General features: G+C 65.7%; 12 protein-coding genes. 1 reads left to right on the top strand and 11 read right to left on the bottom strand.

What is annotated here, in order from left to right; genetic code table 11:
* Window positions 1–2: 2 nt before the first annotated feature.
* The 7 genes from fdhE to CG51_RS06275 all read right to left on the bottom strand — a co-directional run bounded on the left by fdhE (window position 3) and on the right by CG51_RS06275 (window position 10,133).
* Window positions 3–929, bottom strand: a complete 927-nt coding sequence (fdhE, locus tag CG51_RS06310; protein ID WP_035743208.1) for a formate dehydrogenase accessory protein FdhE — start codon at window positions 927–929, stop codon at window positions 3–5.
* A 55-nt stretch (window positions 930–984) separates the two neighbouring features.
* The gene (locus CG51_RS06305) at window positions 985–1,680 is read right to left on the bottom strand and encodes a formate dehydrogenase subunit gamma (RefSeq protein ID WP_035743206.1); all 696 of its coding nucleotides are present in this window, start codon (window positions 1,678–1,680) and stop codon (window positions 985–987) included.
* Between the two features lie 67 nt (window positions 1,681–1,747).
* Complete coding sequence (fdxH, locus tag CG51_RS06300; protein ID WP_035743204.1) at window positions 1,748–2,734, bottom strand: formate dehydrogenase subunit beta; 987 nt, start codon at window positions 2,732–2,734, stop codon at window positions 1,748–1,750.
* Window positions 2,731–5,826, bottom strand: coding sequence for a formate dehydrogenase-N subunit alpha (gene fdnG, locus CG51_RS06295; RefSeq protein ID WP_088233401.1), 3,096 nt, complete (start codon window positions 5,824–5,826; stop codon window positions 2,731–2,733). Before fdnG ends, fdxH begins: the two co-directional genes overlap by 4 nt.
* Before the next feature lie 1,384 nt (window positions 5,827–7,210).
* A complete protein-coding gene (locus tag CG51_RS06285; RefSeq protein ID WP_035743200.1) occupies window positions 7,211–8,194 on the bottom strand; it encodes an aldo/keto reductase in 984 nt (327 codons plus the stop codon).
* The gene (gene deoD / locus CG51_RS06280; RefSeq protein WP_035743295.1) at window positions 8,191–8,910 is read right to left on the bottom strand and encodes a purine-nucleoside phosphorylase; all 720 of its coding nucleotides are present in this window, start codon (window positions 8,908–8,910) and stop codon (window positions 8,191–8,193) included. The genes CG51_RS06285 and deoD overlap by 4 nt, the downstream gene beginning before the upstream one ends.
* 440 nt (window positions 8,911–9,350) lie before the next feature.
* Window positions 9,351–10,133, bottom strand: a complete 783-nt coding sequence (locus tag CG51_RS06275; protein ID WP_084695072.1) for an adenosylcobinamide amidohydrolase — start codon at window positions 10,131–10,133, stop codon at window positions 9,351–9,353.
* Between the two features lie 188 nt (window positions 10,134–10,321).
* Here CG51_RS06275 and CG51_RS06270 point away from each other — a divergent pair, with 188 nt between their 5' ends.
* A complete protein-coding gene (locus CG51_RS06270; protein WP_035743199.1) occupies window positions 10,322–11,779 on the top strand; it encodes an amidase in 1,458 nt (485 codons plus the stop codon).
* Between the two features lie 1,321 nt (window positions 11,780–13,100).
* Here the strand turns inward: CG51_RS06270 and CG51_RS06265 are convergent.
* The 4 genes from CG51_RS06265 to CG51_RS06250 form a co-directional block, all read right to left on the bottom strand.
* The gene (locus CG51_RS06265) at window positions 13,101–13,874 is read right to left on the bottom strand and encodes a heme ABC transporter ATP-binding protein (RefSeq protein ID WP_051930134.1); all 774 of its coding nucleotides are present in this window, start codon (window positions 13,872–13,874) and stop codon (window positions 13,101–13,103) included.
* Window positions 13,871–14,917 carry a FecCD family ABC transporter permease gene (locus CG51_RS06260; protein WP_051930154.1) on the bottom strand — a complete coding sequence of 349 codons (1,047 nt, stop codon included), beginning with the start codon at window positions 14,915–14,917 and terminating at the stop codon, window positions 13,871–13,873. Before CG51_RS06260 ends, CG51_RS06265 begins: the two co-directional genes overlap by 4 nt.
* Window positions 14,918–14,945: 28 nt before the next feature.
* Window positions 14,946–15,842: a heme/hemin ABC transporter substrate-binding protein gene (locus CG51_RS06255; protein ID WP_051930152.1), complete on the bottom strand. Its 897-nt coding sequence runs from the start codon at window positions 15,840–15,842 to the stop codon at window positions 14,946–14,948.
* A gap of 614 nt (window positions 15,843–16,456) precedes the next feature.
* Entirely contained in the window at window positions 16,457–17,494 is a 1,038-nt protein-coding gene (locus CG51_RS06250; protein WP_035743197.1) for a hemin-degrading factor, read from the bottom strand.
* Between the last annotated feature and the right edge of the window lie 112 nt (window positions 17,495–17,606).

Here is a 17,606-nt window from a genome sequence, read left to right as displayed (position 1 = left end):
GCTCAGAACCCGGACAGCAGCGGGTTGAACGCACCCCGCCGCCATTCGCTGTCCTGAAGGGCGATGTCGAGACCGAGGCTCGCCACATCATCCGCCACCGGGTCGAGCGTCGGGTTCAGCGTCTGATAGAGGATCTTCACCCAGCGGTGACATTCGTCGCAGACCTCTGCCCGGACGGATGCCTTCTCCGTCTTGCCGCCCTCATCCAGTGTGCGGTAGCCGATTCCCTTGGTGGACCCGCAGCACAGGCACTTCACCCGCACTTCGTTCCAGGCCGTCGCACAGCTTGCGCAATGGGCATAGCGTGTATTCTCCGCCCCGGGCGTGCCCACCACGGTGGAGATGTTGGGCCGTCCGCCGCAGGCAGGGCAGACGCCTGTACGGATCGGCACCAGCGCCGCGCCGTCCAGCGTTGCGGCCAGTCTTGCAAGATGCACCTGCACACCGACGGCCACCAGCAGAAGGGGTGCCGCCGCTTCCTCCGGTATTGTCTCCGCCATCACATTCGCGATGAGCCAGCGCCGTGCATCGGCATCGGCCTCGATCACGGCCTCCAGCGCCACGCGGGCCTGCTCTGGCATCGCCACGTCGCGGAGCGCGGTGAGCGTCGCCTCCAGCGTTTCCGCCAGCTCGGGACTGTCGATGAGGGCGAGCCGGTCGATCGGTGGCATCGCCGCCTGCCGGGCGCGGGCGATATCTTCGGCGGGCAGCGGTTTCTGCGCGGGCAGACGCTCTGCCACCTCCGCCTGCACAACGGTCAGACCGGCAAGGAAATCGAGAAACGCCCCCAGATCGCTGGACTGCGCAAGGAAGGCAAAACGTTCCGCCCGTTTACGGAACTCCGCCACCGGATCCAGAGGGCGGACGAACGCGGCTACGCTGATCCCCCCGATGACGGAGGGGTCAGGTTTCAGGCTGGGGTCGGACATTCTACCTCCCGGGCCGGACCGGCCACGGCTTCACATATGTTTACTTCTACTCTGTTTACTCTGCCGGATCGCTCTGCCTCCGTCGAGCCAGCTCCTTCAGCCATTTGCGGTGGTGCTTCCAGCTCCATCCGCCGGTCACCGTGCCACGCGTCATGGCGGAAAGCGTGCCGCGCGTCCAGAAGGCCGCATAAACGTGCAGGATGAAGACACAGATGATGAGAACGGCCGCCACCGCGTGAACCAGAGTCGCGACCCGCCGCACAGGGATGGAGACGAAATGCGCGGTATATTGCTCCCACATCATCAGGCCGGTGACGATCAGCACCACGATCAGGCCCGACATCGCCCAGAAGATGAATTTCTGCCCGGCGTTGTATTTGCCAAGCTCCGGCAGCTTCTCCTCCTCGTCCTTCAGCAGGTCGTTGATGTGGCTGACCCAGACCACATCCTCCCGCCGGGGCAGGTTCAGCCGGACGAGCCGAAAGAACAGGATGAAGAAGCTCACGAACAGGATGATGCCGATGATCGGATGAATCCAGCGTGTCGTCTGCCCGCCGCCGAACAGCCCGGTCAGGAAGAACAGCGACGGGTGGAACAGAGCCAGCCCTGAGAGCAGCAGCAGGATCAGCGACAGCGCGGTAATCCAGTGGTTCGCGCGGGTGACCGGTCCATAGCGGCGGACCTCCACCGGAGGGCCGATCTCCTCGATGCGGTCGCCGGATTGCGAATAGACGCGCCTTGGCTTCCTCATCGCCGACCCTCCCCGGCCAACTTCGAACTGCCCAGGATCCTGCTCCAGCTCGGCAAGCGTGACACGGTCATCCCCGCTCCTCCGGCGCGGCAGGCGTGGTGCCCGTTCTTACCAGCCGTTCTGCCTCCGCCTCATCCTCAGGGTGGACCTTGTTCGCCTTGCCGAACAGGCCGTGCAGCGCCGCACCCGCCGCCGCCAACCCCATGACGGCAAGGCCGGCTGTCTTGGCCGGACCCTTCCATCCGCTCACCACCGGAGAGATCTGCGGATCCGTCGGGAGGTTGGAATAGATCGAGGGCTGATCGGCATGGTGGAGCACATACATCACATGGGTTCCGCCTACACCCTGCGGATCATAAAGACCCGCATTGTCGTAGCCCCGGGATTTCAGATCCTCGATCCGCTCCTCCGCATGGGCAACCATGTCATCCTTCGTGCCAAAGACGATGGCCTGCGTCGGGCAGGCCTTGGCGCAGGCAGGGCCCTGTCCAACCGCCACCCGGTCCGAACACAGCGTGCATTTGTAGGAGCGGTGGTCGGTCTTGGAGATCCGGGGGATGTTGAACGGGCATCCCGTGACGCAGTAGCCGCAGCCAATGCAGTTGTCGTGAATGAAATCCACGATGCCATTGGAATATTGTACGATCGCGCCGGGGGCGGGGCAGGCCTTCAGGCACCCCGGGTCGGCGCAATGCATGCAGCCATCCTTTCGGATCAGCCATTCCAACTCATTCGTCGCGGGATTTTCCCACTCCGTGAAGCGCATGAGCGTGAACATCTCGGGCGTCAGGTCATGCGGGTTTTCGTAGTGGCCGGTGTTTTCCTCGATCTCTGGGTGAGTGTCATTCCATTCCGCGCAGGCGGACTGGCAGGCCTTGCAGCCGATGCATTTCGACACGTCGATGAGCTTGGCCACGGGCGTGAGCTGGCGTGTCGGCGGCGGCAGGTCGGAGGCGGGGGTGGCCGAGCGGCGGATCACGTCGCCCGGACCGAGGTTCGCTTCCATTGGCTGCACCGGCGGGTTGGAGACGGCGGTTCTCGGACTGTCGGTCATGTCATGGGTCTCCCATCCACCGGAGCAGTCGAGGGCTCGATATTCACGAGGAACGCCTTGAATTCCGGCGTCTCGACATTCGCATCCCCCACGAATGGCGTCAGCGAGTTCGGGCCGAAGCCCTTGCGCGCCGCGCCGGTAAAGCCCCAGTGCAGTGGTATGCCGACCACATGCACTGTCTTGCCATCACAGATCAGGGGCTTGATCCGCTTGGTCACCAGCGCCTTGGCTTTCACCTCGCCCCGCTTGGACCACACCCGCACCCAGCCTCCCGCACGGATCCCGCGTTCGTCGGCAAGCTGCTGAGAGATTTCCACGAAGAACTGGGGCTGCAACGCGGCGTTGATCCGGTTGTGCTTCGTCCAGTAGTGGAAATGCTCCGTCAGCCGGTAGGAAGTCGCGACGAAGGGGAACTCGTCCGACGTGCCGAAGGTCGCCACGTCGTTCTGGAACACCCGCGCCACCGGGTTGCCCCGCATCCGCGCGTTGAACACGTTCGGGATCGGGGATTCAAACGGCTCCATATGCGTGGGGAACGGCCCGTCCCGCATCATCCCGCGGGTGAACAGCCGCGCCGATCCCTCCGGGTTCATGATGAAAGGTCCCACGATGGAAGGATCAGCCGTGACGCCGATATCCGGTATGTCGTAGCCCGACCATTTCGCCCCATCCCATTCGATGATCTTGCGCGTGGGATCCCAGGGCTTGCCCTGCATGTCCGCCGAGGCGCGGTTATAGAGCGTTCGGCGGTTCAGCGGCCAGGCAAAGGACCAGTTCAGATAGGTGCCGGTGGCATCCGGGTCGGAATTGTCGCGCCGGGCCATGTTGTTGCCCTGCTCGTTCCAGCAACCGGAATAGATCCAGCACGCCGACGAGGTCGACCCATCATCGCGGAGCTGGCTGAAGTTCAGCACCTGCTGCCCAGCCCGGACGAGAATCTTGGTCGGGTCCGCCGGATCGGCAAGATCCACCAGCGCCCGCCCATTCATTTCGCGGGCCAGTTCTTCCGCCGTCGGTGCTCCCGGATCGGCATAGCGCCAGTCCAGGTTGAGGATCGGCTCCGGCAGGACACCACCCTCCGCGCGATAGAGATCCCGGATGCGGATGTAGAGCTGCGCCAGAATCCAGGTATCGTGCTTGGCCTGTCCGGGCGGTTGCTGGGCCGGCCAGTGCCATTGCAGCCAGCGTCCGGAGTTCGTCAGCGAGCCCTCATCCTCTGCAAAGCAGGAACTGGGAAGCTGAATTACCTCCGTCTGGATGGATGCCGTATCCACATCATTGAAATCGCCATGGTTTTCCCAAAACCTCGACGTTTCCGTCTCCAGGGGATCCATGGTCACGAGCAGCTTGAGCTTCGAGAGTGCCGATGTCGTCTTGCCACGGTTGGGGAAGGCGAGGATCGGGTTGAACCCCTGACAGAAATAGATGTTCACCCGCCCGTCGTTCATCAGCTCGAACATCCGCAGGATATCGTAAGAGGGCACGTCGAGCTTCGGCAGCCATTGGTAGCCCCATTCGTTCTCCGCCGTCGCCGCATCGCCATACATGGATTTCATGAGGCTGACGAAGAATTTCCGGTAGTTCTGCCAATAGCTCGTCTGTCCGGGGCGGAGCGGCTTGAAGCCCCGCGTGGACATGTATGTGGCGAGGTCTGCCTCCTTCTCCGTCGGCATGTTCAGATAGCCCGGCAGCAGGTGGGACATCAGCCCAATGTCTGTCAGACCCTGAATGTTGGAATGGCCGCGAAGCGCATTCATCCCGCCGCCGCGCACCCCGATATTACCCAGGATTAATTGCAGCATCGCCATGCCGCGGATGTTCTGCGACCCCTTGGCATGTTGCGTCCACCCGAGCGCATACATCGACGTCATCGTCTTGGTGGGAGAGGAACACTCGCCGATCATTTCCGCGATGTGAAGGAACCGCTCCTTCGGCGTACCGCAGATCCGCTCCACCATTTCCGGGGTGTAGGGCTCCACATGCGCCTTGAGCAGCTGCCAGACCGAGCGCGGATGCTGAAGTGTCGGATCGGTCAGCGCGAAGCCGTCATCCCCGATCTGGTAATCCCAGCTCGAGCGGTCGTAATCCCGCTTTTCCTCGTCATAGCCTGTGAAAAGTCCCTCGGACCAGCCGAACTCCTCCTTCACCAGATAGGCGGAGTTGGTGAAGTTGCGGACATATTCCCACTGGACCTTGTCGTTCTCGATGCACCAGCGGATCAAACCCATCAGGAAGGCGATGTCGCTGCCCGGCCGGATCGGCGCGTAATAGTCCGACACGGAGGCCGTGCGTGTATAGCGCGGATCGACGACGATCAGCTTGGCGCCGCGATGCGCCTTGGCTTCGGTCACCCATTTGAAGCCACACGGATGCGCTTCAGCGGCGTTGCCGCCCATGACGACCACGAGGTCGGTATTGCGGATGTCCGTCCAGGAGTTGGTCATCGCGCCACGGCCGAATGTTGGGCCCAAACTGGACACCGTGGGGCCGTGTCAGACGCGTGCCTGGTTGTCGAATCCTGCAATACCCAAGCCCTTGACGACCTTCAGCGTCGCCCAGGCGGTTTCGTTCGTGGTGGCGGAGGCGGCGAGAAAGCCGGTCGTCGTCCAGCGATTGACCGGAGTGCCCACCTCGTTGGTCAGGACCATGTTGGCGTCCCGATCATCCTTCATCGCGCGGGCGATGCGGTCGAGAGCCTCGTTCCAGCTTATCGGCTCGAATCGATCCGAGCCCGGGCGGCGGATTTTCGGCTCGGTCAGGCGGGTCGGCGCCTTCACGATATCCTTGAGCGCCGCACCCTTCGGGCAGAGCGTGCCACGATTGGTGGGATGGTCGGCGTCGCCCTCGATATGGATGACTTCCGATGCCTCGCCCTTGCGGACGTCGCCCTTCGCATAGATCAGGATGCCGCAGGCCACCGAACAATAGGTGCAGGTATTTCGCACCTCCGTCAGCGTAGCGAGCTTGAAGGGTCGCACATGCGCCCGTACCGCCGCTTCCGCTTCTCCGAAGCCCAATGCCCCGAGAGATGTTGCCGCCACACCCGCGCCCGCCAGCTTGAGAAAGCCCCGGCGCGAGAGGTCGAGGTTCATGAGGTCCTCCTCCTCTGCCTGTCCGTAAAGATGGGTGATGGAAGGATGGAGCGGCCTATGGGGGCTGTCAAGGAAAAGCCCGAAAGAGCGAGGGTTTGTGATGAGACACTGCGGCGCGACCGCGAAGGCGTCGTTTTCCGGATTGCGGGTGCGATGCGCCCGATCACGGTGGCGGAACGGCAGGTTTTCTGTCGAAACACGGGAAATCTGCCCGGAAATTACCCGAAGCTCCCCGAATTGGGGTGGAGGCCCCTTTGGGGAAGCATCTTCCGCCGTAGCGGCTGCGCGAAGCGACCTCTGTTCAACCTTTCAGGCAAAGCCACACTCCTTCCGCGCTGCGGACATCCCGGTCGTGAGCACCAGCCCGCGTCGCTCGCATGGCAGTTTGGGAGCACTGCCTTCTGTAGCCGGTACTGGAGCAACCTACCCAAGGACTGGCGCAGCCCAGCCTTGCCGAAAGCGTATTTCCTCTTGAGGTGGCTCTTTACGGGCGGGGAGGCCTGGTCGAATGGTGGATTTTCGGCCCGCCACGCATTTCCGCAAGCCGCGATAACAGGGTGGGATAGTTCGAAGGCTGGGGTAATTCGCGTTCCGCTGAGGATGTGTTGGAAACACCATTCGCCCAGGCAGGCTGGGGGGAGTTCGTGGTTTGAAAACGGAAGAAAAGGCAGGCTTTTCTGAAATGGCCACTAGCCTCTCTGCTCGGACGCGCAGCTTTGGCCCATCGACCTGTTGCGGTACGGTTTTGAAGCCGTATCCGGAGTATCGATGTGGGCCTCGTGAAGAGACGCGAGCGTCTATGTCGCTTTAAACACCGCTGCTGCACTGATCGCATCAGCTGCGGCCGGGTGATCTGCAAGGCATAAAACCATTCCACTGGCAGCAGCGTGTGTTGCTGGACCGCCAAGACGATCATCTCTTCGACATCGGAAAGAACCATCGAATCTGGTTTCCAATCCCGTTCGTCAGATCCTGGACCGTTGCTCGGGTTCGCCGCCTCGCGACTGTTTCGGGTTGATGTTCCCCGCTGAACGCGGGTCGAAGTATACGATCAAAGGATTGGAGGTCGGACGGCGTATGTGGTTGGGGCGCCGCCGCGACGAACCTTGTCCCGCAGGCCAGCCTTCCATTCCCAGGTATGGACCGCAGCAAACCATGGGATAACAACCCGATCCTTCGCCTGCCTTGAGTGCGCCCACCCGGGGGGGCGCGGCTGGATGCGTCGCTGTTTGCCAGGGCCATACACCACTATTCAGGCGGTCATAGGATATCCGCCAGCCGATCCGGGCATGGTTCGCAACTCCTTACCGTCCCGGCGCCCGGGTGCAGGAACGGGGGTCTTGCGTCGTAGACAAGCGGCGGCCGCCACTGGCGGAAGCGCCTTTCAGCCGTAGATCGGCACGCCCTTGTGCTGCGCCTCGGAATAACGGGGGCCGTGTGCGAAACCGGGCGGCATCAGCCGCGCGATGTCGTGCCGGTCCTCCTCGGTGAATGCGATTGTCGCTGCTCCGGCAATCTCTTCGAGATGCGCGGCCGAGCGTGTGCCGGGGATGGAGAGCACGTGCGGCGCGCGGTCCAGAGTCCAGGCCACTGCCGTGGCGGGAACAGACCAGCCGCGCGCGTGGCAAAAGCTGCGGAAGCCCTCCACCCAGCCTAGGTTCGCGCTCCAGTTCGGCTCCTGAAAGCGGGGATTGCCGCGCCGGAAGTCGGTTTCCGCAAAGTGGGTGGGGTCAGGTGGTGTTTCGGCGAATATACCCCGCCCCAGCGGCGAGAAGGCGACGAATGCCACACCCAACTCCTCTGTCGCCTGCAGCATTCCCAGTTCCGGTTGCCGCGTCCAAAGCGAGTATTCGTTCTGGATCGCGGTCACCGGGTGGGCGGCGTGGGCGCGGCGAAGGGTGGCGGGCGCGATCTCGGAAAAGCCGATCCCGTCGATCTTGCCCTCCTCCACGAAGCGGGAGAGGGTTCCCGCGACCTCTTCCACCGGCACTTCCGCATCGTGGCGATGCGCGTAGTAAAGGGCGATCCGCTCCACCCCGAGACGTTTCAGCGACTTCTCAAGAGCATCCCGGAAGTAACTGGGAGAATTGTTGAAATGCCGCGTAGGCTTCGGGATGATTCCGCCCTTGGTGGCGATCTGGAAGGTAGCCTTCCGGTCCGCCATATAGGCGCCGATCACCTCCTCCGAGAGGCCCATCCCGTAAAGCTCTGCCGTGTCGAGAAAGTCGATCCCCAGATCGCGCGCCGCGTCCAGACAGCGGAAGCTCTCCTCCCGGTCGGTGGCACCATAGAAGCCCGCGAAGCTCATGCAGCCAAGCCCGATGGCGGAAACCTCTGGCCCGTTCCGGCCCAGCCTGCGGCGGATCATCGTGCGTCCTCCCCGGCGAAAGCGGCTGCGAGCGCGACTTCGACCATCTCGCCGAAGCTCTTCTCCCGGTCGGCGGCGGGCAGCGCCTCCTTGCGGAGCAGGTGGTCGGATATGGTCAGGATGGCCAGCGCCCGCACGCCGTAGCGCGCGGCGAGCGTGTAAAGCTCCGCTGCCTCCATCTCCACGCAAAGGATGCCGTGACGGGTCATCTGCTCGTTGAGGTCGGGGCGTTCGTCATAGAACACATCCGCCGAATAGATACCGCCCGCATGGGTGGGCAGCCCGCGCGCGCTTGCCGCCTGCCATGCGGCATGGAGAAGGCCCCAGTCCGGCGTGGGCGCGTAGTTCAGTTCCCGGAAGATGCCGCGCGACGGGGTGGACAGGCTGGAGGCCGACAGGGCCAGCACCAGATCCCGCAGATTGACGCGCTTCTGCATCGCGCCAGCAGAGCCGATGCGGATCAGCGTCCGTGCGCCATAGTCCCGGATCAGCTCGTTCACATAGATGGAGAGTGAGGGCATTCCCATGCCCGATCCCTGTATGGTCACCGGATGCCCCCGCCATGTGCCGGTGTAGCCCAGCATGCCGCGAACGTCGTTGACGAGCCGGGGGCTGTCCAGGAAGGTTTCGGCGGCCCAGCGGGCCCGGTAGGGGTCGCCGGGAAGCAGCACGGTTTCGGCGATGTCTCCGGGTGCGGCACCGATGTGGATGGTCATGTGGATTTCCGTTCGGGGGAGGCTGTCGTCCCTGTCTAGCATGGCAAAGGGGCCTCTCCGCAACCCGGTTGCTGTAACCGGCGGATGCAGCTCTGTCGGCACCGGTCTGTGGGTGCGAGACTGTGGGCACGGCTTCGGGGGCACTCGTGCGGGGCTCAGGTCCAGGGACACGGGTTTGTCGGTGCCTGGCCTTTTAGCAGGCCGCTGAAAAAGGCTCTTTTGCCTGTGTTGTTTTGCGTTTTTGGAGTGGAAATCGTTCGCCACCTACAGACGAAATCCAGATATGTCCGGGCCGATTTTTTCGGATTTCCGGGGTTTAGCATGGCACTTCAAGACTTCTTCAGCAGCCTGCTGGCCGCCCGCTCTGTAGACGTGTCGGGTCTGCCGCGACGGCGCCGCCGGGGGTCGCGGGGGGCGTCCCCCGCGCTGCCGGAGGCAGCCTAGGACAGTGCCATCCAGTCCGCGATGGCCGCTGCCGTAGCCTCCATCACCACGCGGCCCAGAACCTCGCCCGCAGGTGTGTGCAGCCCCGCATGCCGTGCCTCTCCGGGATCGGCGGCGAGCGCGATGCAATCCGTTCCGGTCCCGGTGGCCGTTCCGGTGACAAGGACCAGACCGGCTTCCAGCACGGCGGCGGTCCTGGCTTCCGCCACGATGGAAAGCGCCTCCACCATCGCCCCGTCGCTCAGCCCCTCCGACACCGCGACGGCGATGTTGATCGTGCCATATCCCCCTGCCGCGAGGCCGCCCGCCGCGAGGCCAGATGTCATGGCACCCGGTGTCGAGAAGCGCGCTGCCCCGACGCCGCTCTCGGCGATACCGCCTCCCGTGACACCGGATGTCGAGACAGTGCCCGCCACCCCGCCTGCCGCCCTGTAGTCTGGCGTGACCGGTCGCCTGCGGCCCACGCGTTCCGCGTTGGAGAGGCCGGCCGTCACCACCGCCTGCGCGCGGATTCCCTCCACCTCCGCCGAGGCTCCGCGCCAGGTGCCAACATCGCGGGAGGTGAGCAGGCCCACCGCCTCCGTATCTCCGCTCCGGGCGAGTTCGCCGGTGAACCAGCGCCCGGTGTCCAGATCGGTTGTCAGGTCCGCGTCCCGCACTTCCCGCCACAGAATATGCCGCGCGCTGACGAATCCCGGCCGGTTCAATGACCAGCTCAGCACCCGGCGCATCCGTCCGAGGTCGCAGCGCAGCCACGGCCGGTCGAGGGTCACGGTCATCAGCCGCGGACCCGCGTCGGGGCCGTGAAGGGGGCCGGGAGGAGGAAAGGACATGGGCAACCCGCGAGGGAGGAGGCTGGAGTTGGGGATAGCCGGGCCGCCGCCGCTGTCAAGCAGGCGCATAGGATGCTTGCGCCGCCGCGGCATCGAAGCCACCTTCGGGCAGAACCGGCAGTGCAGGGGGCGGGATGTTCGCGGAATATGAGGATTACGACGCGGTGGGGCTGGCAGGTCTGGTTGCGCGGAAAGCCGTTTCGGCGGATGAACTGCTGGACGCGGCGCTCGCGCGGGTGGAGGCGCTGAACCCGCTCCTGAACGCGGTGACGCTTGTGCAGGAAGAAACGGCGCGGCGGTCGATCCGCGCGGGCCTGCCTTCCGGGCCATTCGCCGGTGTCCCGTTCCTGCTGAAGGATCTGGGCGCGGAGGCCGTGGATTTTCCGACTCATCTCGGCTCCCGGCTCCATCGCGGCACAAGCTACGACTACGATTCGGAGATCTATCTGCGTCTGAGGGGCACCGGGCTTGTCACCTTCGGGCGGACGACCGTGCCGGAAGGGGCGATCGGGGCCGCGACGGAAGCGGTGGTCTATGGTGGGCCTACGCGGAACCCATGGAGCCTCGACCACACGCCGGGGGGATCCTCGGGCGGTGCGGCGGCGTCTGTCGCGGCGGGGATCGTGCCTGCCGCGCATGGTTCTGACGGAGGCGGCTCGGTGCGTATTCCCGCCTCCTCCTGCGGGCTGTTCGGCTTCAAGGCCACGCGGGCGCGGCTACCGGATGGCCCCGCCTCCGGCGAGGCGTGGGGTGGGATGGCGATTGACGGTTTCCTGACCCGGAGCGTGCGGGACACGGCTGTCCTGCTTGATGCCTGCGAAGGGCCGGACCTCGGCGCGCCCTACTTCCCGCCGCCGCTCGGCGCCGGATATCGCGACGCCATCTCCCGCCCACCGGAGCGGCTCCGCATCGCGTTTTGCGATACCACCTTGACGGGGGAGCCTATCCACCCGGAGGCCCGCGCCGCCGTGCAGGACGCGGCAAGGCTGCTCACGGACCTTGGCCATCACGTCGAGCCCGCGCTGCCGCGCGCCGATACGCCCGCGATGATGGAGGCGTGGACCCGCATCGTGGCCTGTGGCACCGCGCTCTCCATCCGCCAGACTGTCGCCGCACGGGGCCATGCGCTGGAGCCGGAGGAGGTGGAGGGCGTGAGCAGGGGTGCCATGGCCTTCGCCGCCACACTCACGGGGGAGGACTATCTGGAGGCGCTGGAAACCGTCCACGCTTATGGGCGGCAGATGGCGGGGTTCTTCCTCGACTGGGACATCCTGCTCACCCCCACGCTGGCGGAGCCTCCCGCGCGGATCGGGCGCTTCTCCCATGCGACGGAGGATTACGTGGGCTATCGCACCGGGCCGGACGGGATCTTCGCCTATTCGCCCTTCACCGTTTCCTTCAACGCCTCCGGCCAACCCGCGGCCTCTGTCCCACTCTACTGGACGCCGGAGGGGCTTCCGGTCGGCGTGCAGCTTGCGGCGGCCTTCGGGCAGGACGAGCGGCTCATCTCCCTCTGCGCAGAACTGGAAACCGCGCGCCCGTGGTTCAATCGCCGCCCCCCCGTCACGCTCGCCGGGATCGCAGGGAGATGACCGTCGGGGCCGGGCACCTGCCAGAGAAAGGCACCTGTGGAGCGGGATATTCCCCGCTCTCATGCCTACAGCTTTAGTCCAATCGGCGCAGAATGACGGGCCTTGAGATCCGGTCTGCCCGAGCCTCCAAGGCGAAAGCAGTCGGGAGACCACCCCCATGTCGTCTCCGGCTCCCGAGGTGCCGTGCCAGCTGCGCTGCCGGTTTTGTTGACACAAACGCAACCCGCTCTCCGCAACAGGGAGGTCTCGCGACCCTCGCGGTGCCTTCACAGTGATCGAGACGGACTTCAAGGCCAGTGACCGGACATGTAGCGCGCGCCGCGTCTGGCGATGTTTGCAAGAGGGGCGAGCCAGCGGCCTTCACCGGATCGAACGGCTGATGCTGCGGATCATGCTTTACGGTTATGGCCGAGACGCCGTGGAAAGCCGAAGGACGACGGCGAACGGTCGGTCATCGCCGAGAACGGTGGCTGGCCGACTTCACCTACATCTGACCCGCGGAAGGCCGACCCTCACTGGGGGCGCTCCCCCGCAGGCCCGTAGGTGACAGGCAAGGCGAGTCCCCTGCAGTGACCTGCCAGTCTCTCGTGGGCACGGACGGAGGGCCGCGCATCTCGATGTGACGGTCCCCGCGTTGGGGGTGGAGCTTTTGCGATGCGACGGAGGCTAGCGAAAATCCACAGTCCCGCAGATGGAGGATAAGGTTGAACGATGCAGCGGAACCTGACGCCCGCGCACAAGGAAGTCAGACGTCTTTTCTGGAAGGAGGGTCATGGGCTGACTTTACGCTCCTAGAATATGCCTAACAGCTTATTTGGAATGAAGATGATCTGCTCATCCGATTGCTGACAGGCCGCCCCCACTCCATGCGGGGCACGCTGACCGCCGCATGGAGCCTGACGCGGGTGAGCCTGGCTGGGGTCAGTCTATCTTGGGCCAGCCCGCCTGCGGCGATCTCACTTGGACATGACGGATTTTTTGGCCCCCGATTTTTTCGGGCAAACGATTCTGGGGCCTATGACTTCTAGTGCCTACGATTCCGGGTCCGATGGGTTTTGGAGCCTGACGGGTTTTGGGGTTGGCGTATCTCCGTGGCGGTGGTCGTGGGCGGGGGATTTTCCTGCCGCTGCCCCTTCCGCCGACGCCCTTTAACAGGCTGCTGAGAAAAGACTTTTTTGACTGTGTCGAAGCGGAAATCGTTTGCCATCTGACGAAATCCAGCCGGAAATCGACGTGCTTCCGGGCATTTCCGCGCCGATTTTCCCATTTCCGTTACATGGGCATGACGTTTCAGGACTTTTTCAGCCGCGTGGTAAGCCGGTCATGCCGCAGTCTGAGGCAATATGAAGGGAACGCCTGGCGGGGGCGTCTCTCCCACCCGGAGGTGGCAGCCGTAGGCTGCGGAAAGCGCCTCGCTGGTCAGCACGACCCTCGGTGTATCCGCCGCGAGGATCCGCCCCTCATGCAGCAGCACGACCTTGTCGGCGAAAAGCGCGGTGAGGTTCAGATCGTGCATCACCGCCACCACGCCGCCGCCACGGCGCGCATAATCGTGCGCGAGCCGCATGACGGTGAGCTGATGGCCTATGTCGAGGCTCGCCACCGGCTCATCGAGGAACAGCCAGCGCGGGCGTCCGTTCAGCACCGGTTCCCACACCTGCGCCAGAACGCGGGCAAGCTGCACCCGCTGCTGCTCTCCACCCGACAGTTCCTGATAGAACCGCCCCTCGAACCCCGGCAGGCCGACGGAGGCAAGCGCCGTCTCCACCGAAGGCGGCCGGGTCATGGCCGCGTCGCAGCCCAGCCGCACGACCTCCCGCACCGTGAAGGGGAAGGACAGCAGGCTCGCCTGCGGCAGCACCCCCCGCAACCCCGCCAGCACGGCAGGCGAAAGGCCCGCGATATCCTGCCCGTCGAGCGCCACCCGCCCGTCATGACGGACCTCTCCCGTCAGCGCGCGGATGAGCGTGGTCTTGCCGGAGCCGTTCGGACCGACGATGGCCGTCAACGCGCCTGCGGGGGCGGAAAGGCTCACCCGGTCGAGTATGACACGCCGCCCGGCGCGCAGCGTGATGTCGGTCGCGGTCAGGGTCACAGGTCTATCACTCCCCGTTGGCGGAGCAGGATCCACAAGAAGAACGGCGCGCCCATCGCGGCGGTAACGATGCCGATGGGCAGTTCCGCGGGCGCGATGACCGTCCGGCTCACCACGTCGGCAAGCACCAGCAGCGCCGCGCCCAGAAGGGCTGAGCAGGGCAGGAGCCAGCGGTGATCCGGCCCGATGGCCAGCCGGAGGAGATGCGGCACCACGATGCCGACGAAGCCGATCCCGCCCGATACGGCCACCGATGCGCCGGTCGCCGCCGCGACGGACAGTATCGCTGCCCGCTTCACCCGCTGCACCGGCGTCCCCATGTGCAGCGCTGCCGCCTCGCCCAGCGTCAGCCGGTTCAGCCCGCGCGCCAGAAACGGGGCGGCGGCGAGCGCGAGGAGGATGATCGGCCCCGCCGCCAGCACCTTGGACCATGTGGCCCCGGACAGGGAGCCAAGACCCCAGAACGTCAGATCACGAAGCTGCTGGTCGTTCGCGCGAAACACGATCAGCCCCGAGACGGCGCCCGCCATCGCGCCAAGAGCGATTCCGGCAAGCAGCATGGTGGCGACCGATGTCCGCCCCTGCCGCGTGGCGATGGCATAGAGCGCGACGGTCATCGCCCAGCCCCCGCAGAAGGCGGCGAGCGGCACGAGATAGAAGCCCAGCACCGCCGGCAGGGCAATTCCCAGCCCGCCGGGCAGAACGATGGCCGCGATCGCGCCAAGACCCGCGCCGGAGGAGACGCCGACCAGCCCCGGATCGGCCAGCGGATTGCGGAACAGCCCCTGCATCACCGCGCCGGACACGGCGAGCGAGGCGCCCACCAGCATCCCCAGCATCAGGCGCGGCAGGCGGATGTCGCGGAGGATCGTCATGTCGCGGAGCGGAGCGGCGTCTCCTCCCAGCCAGTCGCGCAGCACGGCGGGCAGAGAGGCCGCTGTCGCGCCCTGCGTCAGCCCGAGCGTCGCCGCCGCAGCGAGCGCCAGAAGGAGCAGCATGAACACCCGCCGCGCCCGCAGGCCCCGGTCCCCATCGGCGCGCATCGGGCGCGTCTCGCCCACCACGACCACCTCAGCCCTCCGTCGCTGCGTGAAGCGCGCGGGACAATTCCTCCACCGCCGCGCCCGTCCGCGGACCGAAGCCCAGCAGGTATAGCCCATCCATCCGCACCAGCGCCCGCGTCTTGCCGGCGGGGGTCAGCGCCATGGCCGGCAGGGCGAAGAGCGTCTCCGCCGTCGCGCCGTGGTCGCCGCCCCGGTCCATCATCACGATGACATCGGGGGCGGCGGCGATGATCGCCTCGTCAGTCAGCGGCTTGTAGCCCGGAAACTCCGTGACGGCATTCTCCGCCCCCGCCAGCGCCAGCATCCCCGCCGCCTGAGTCCCGGTGCCCGAGACCATGATGCGACCGCCCTGTGTGGACAGAACGAACAGCGCGCGGGGCTTCGGGCCGGGACGGGCGAGGGCGGCATCAGATGCGGCGGCAATCTGATGCGTGACATCGGCAGCCAGCGTCTCCGCCCGGCTCTCCAGACCCAGCGCCGCCCCCACGGCCCGGATCTTTGCGCCCACGGCTTCGGCCGTCCAGCCATTCGGAACGGTGACGAAGGGAACGGCGGCGGCCTTTAGCTGGGCGACGGTCTCCGGCGGGCCGGCCCCGTCCTCGGCAAGGATCAGGTCGGGGTTCACGGCCAGCAGCCCTTCGGGCGACAGGGCACGGACATAGCCCACGTCGGGCAGGTCCATCACCTCCGGCGGGAAGGTGGACGTCGAATCGCGCGCGATCACACGGTCCTGAGCACCGAGCGCATAGATCACCTCCGTCACAGAACCGCCGACGGAAACGATGCGCTGTGCCGTCTCCGCCGCGCTTGCCGGAGGCGCCGTCATCACCGTGAGCGCCAGCGGCATCGCCACCACCAGGAGAGCCGTAGCCGCGATCCGCCGCAGGGCTGCGGGCTTCGGCATCAGGGCTCCCGACTGCGGGGCGGCGGGCAGGGCGCCCCGGTTCAGTCCTCCGGGCCGCACGGGGATTGCGCCCCAGTGAAACAAGCGGTCCCGCTCCGGGCTGCCGCGCGCGATGGGCGGGTCCATAGACCACGCCGGCGTGTTGCCCGCTCCCGCGCCGTCATTCCCCGGGGCAGGATGGGGATCAGTCACCCGGAGAGTTTCCCCGCCAGTCGCCCCGCCAGTCGCTCCGGCACTCTTTCGGACAGTCATTCGGCCGGTCAGCCCGCCGGTCATGCGGCCAGTCAAGGAGCCGATCATGGGGTCAATCACCCGGCCAATCGTGGGTCCAGTTACCGGGCCAATCGCGGGGTCAGTCGCGGCTCCAATCACCCGGCCAGTCCCGGGACCGGTCACGGGGCGAATCGGGGCGTCAGTCCCGGGGTCAGTTCCGGGGCCAATCCCCCAGCCGGACGCGCCCTGCGGTGCCTGGGGACACGTCGTGCCTTCGGAACCGCGCGCATATCTGTTTCCGCCAGAATGGAAAGGCGCACGGGGCGGAGTCTGGGGCGCAGCCTGAGTGCGAGCCAGCGCCTGCTCCCGATCCCGCCTCTCCGGCCCGTTTCGCCCTTTGCTCATGCCGTCACCGTTTCGGCGCGCGGCAGGGTGGCGACGAGCCTCTCCCATGCGCGGGCATTCTCCTCTCCCCTCCGTCCGAAGATCTGGAGGATCAGGTAGCCCTCCTTGTCGAACGCCTCGACGGAAACCGCCTTGCCGTGGCGGGTGGGCTTCTCCACCAGCCAGACCTCGGTCACGTGGTCGGTGCGCAGGTGGAGGTCGAACAGCGGGTCCAGCACGTTGATCCACGGCCCCATGGCGACGATATTGTCGACCGGCCCGGAGTGGATCTGGATGCAGCCCTCATTGCCGACGAATACCATCACGCCTGTCTTGCTGGCCGAGGCTGCCTTCAGCGTGACCGTGACTGCGTCATCGGCCAGCCGCACCGCCTGAGGCGCGCCCACGGTGCGATAGGCGCCGAGCCGGTTCATCTTGAGCTTCCGCGTCAGCGACAGGAACTGATGCGTGTCGGTCATGCGCATCCATTCCTCTCGCAGCCGATCCGCCTTGGAAGGGTCCGCTTTCGGGCCCTCCACGGGCGGGCGTGGCGTGGCGGAGAGCGTGTCAGCCTGCTCCTCCTCCCGCAATTCGGCAACCAGCCGGTCGAAGGCCGCGACATCGGAAGCGGGTCGCAGGTGAACCTTGTGCACCGCATCGCCATGGGCGTCGAACACCTGAACGGAGCGCCGGATCCCCTCCGCGGTCGGCTTTTCCACCGCGAATCCATGCACCCAGCGGGAGGGGAAGATCCGCAGGTCGATATCCGGCCCGGTGAGCATCGCCGCATGCGGCCCGTCGGTGAAGTCGGTGTAGCGGCCCACGCGCTCATGCACCGCGCTTTCGTTCCGGGTCAGGGCAAGGACCTCTCCCAGCGACTCGACCAGTGGGATCAGTCGCCCGGGCACCGGCGATATCCGGGTGACGCCATGGCCCACATGTGCGGCGACCAGCGCAGCCTCGCTGATACCAAGCGAGGCCGCGAGATCGCGCTCCCGCATCTTGGGATTGTCTGCGCGCGCCTTGCGGATGGTTTCGGCGGAGGGGAGGGTCATGGCAACCTCTTGTGATATCGGCATTTCTGCAAGGCCATCACGATGTCGTAATACTTGACAGAAATCATAAGCAACTCTAGAGGCAACATGCCTGACCGATAAAGTCAAGAAT

The sequence above is a fragment of the Haematobacter missouriensis genome (genome assembly GCF_000740775.1).
Lineage (GTDB): Bacteria > Pseudomonadota > Alphaproteobacteria > Rhodobacterales > Rhodobacteraceae > Haematobacter > Haematobacter missouriensis.
Note: the sequence above shows the minus strand (reverse complement) of the source record. Positions and strands in the feature narration are given on the sequence as shown.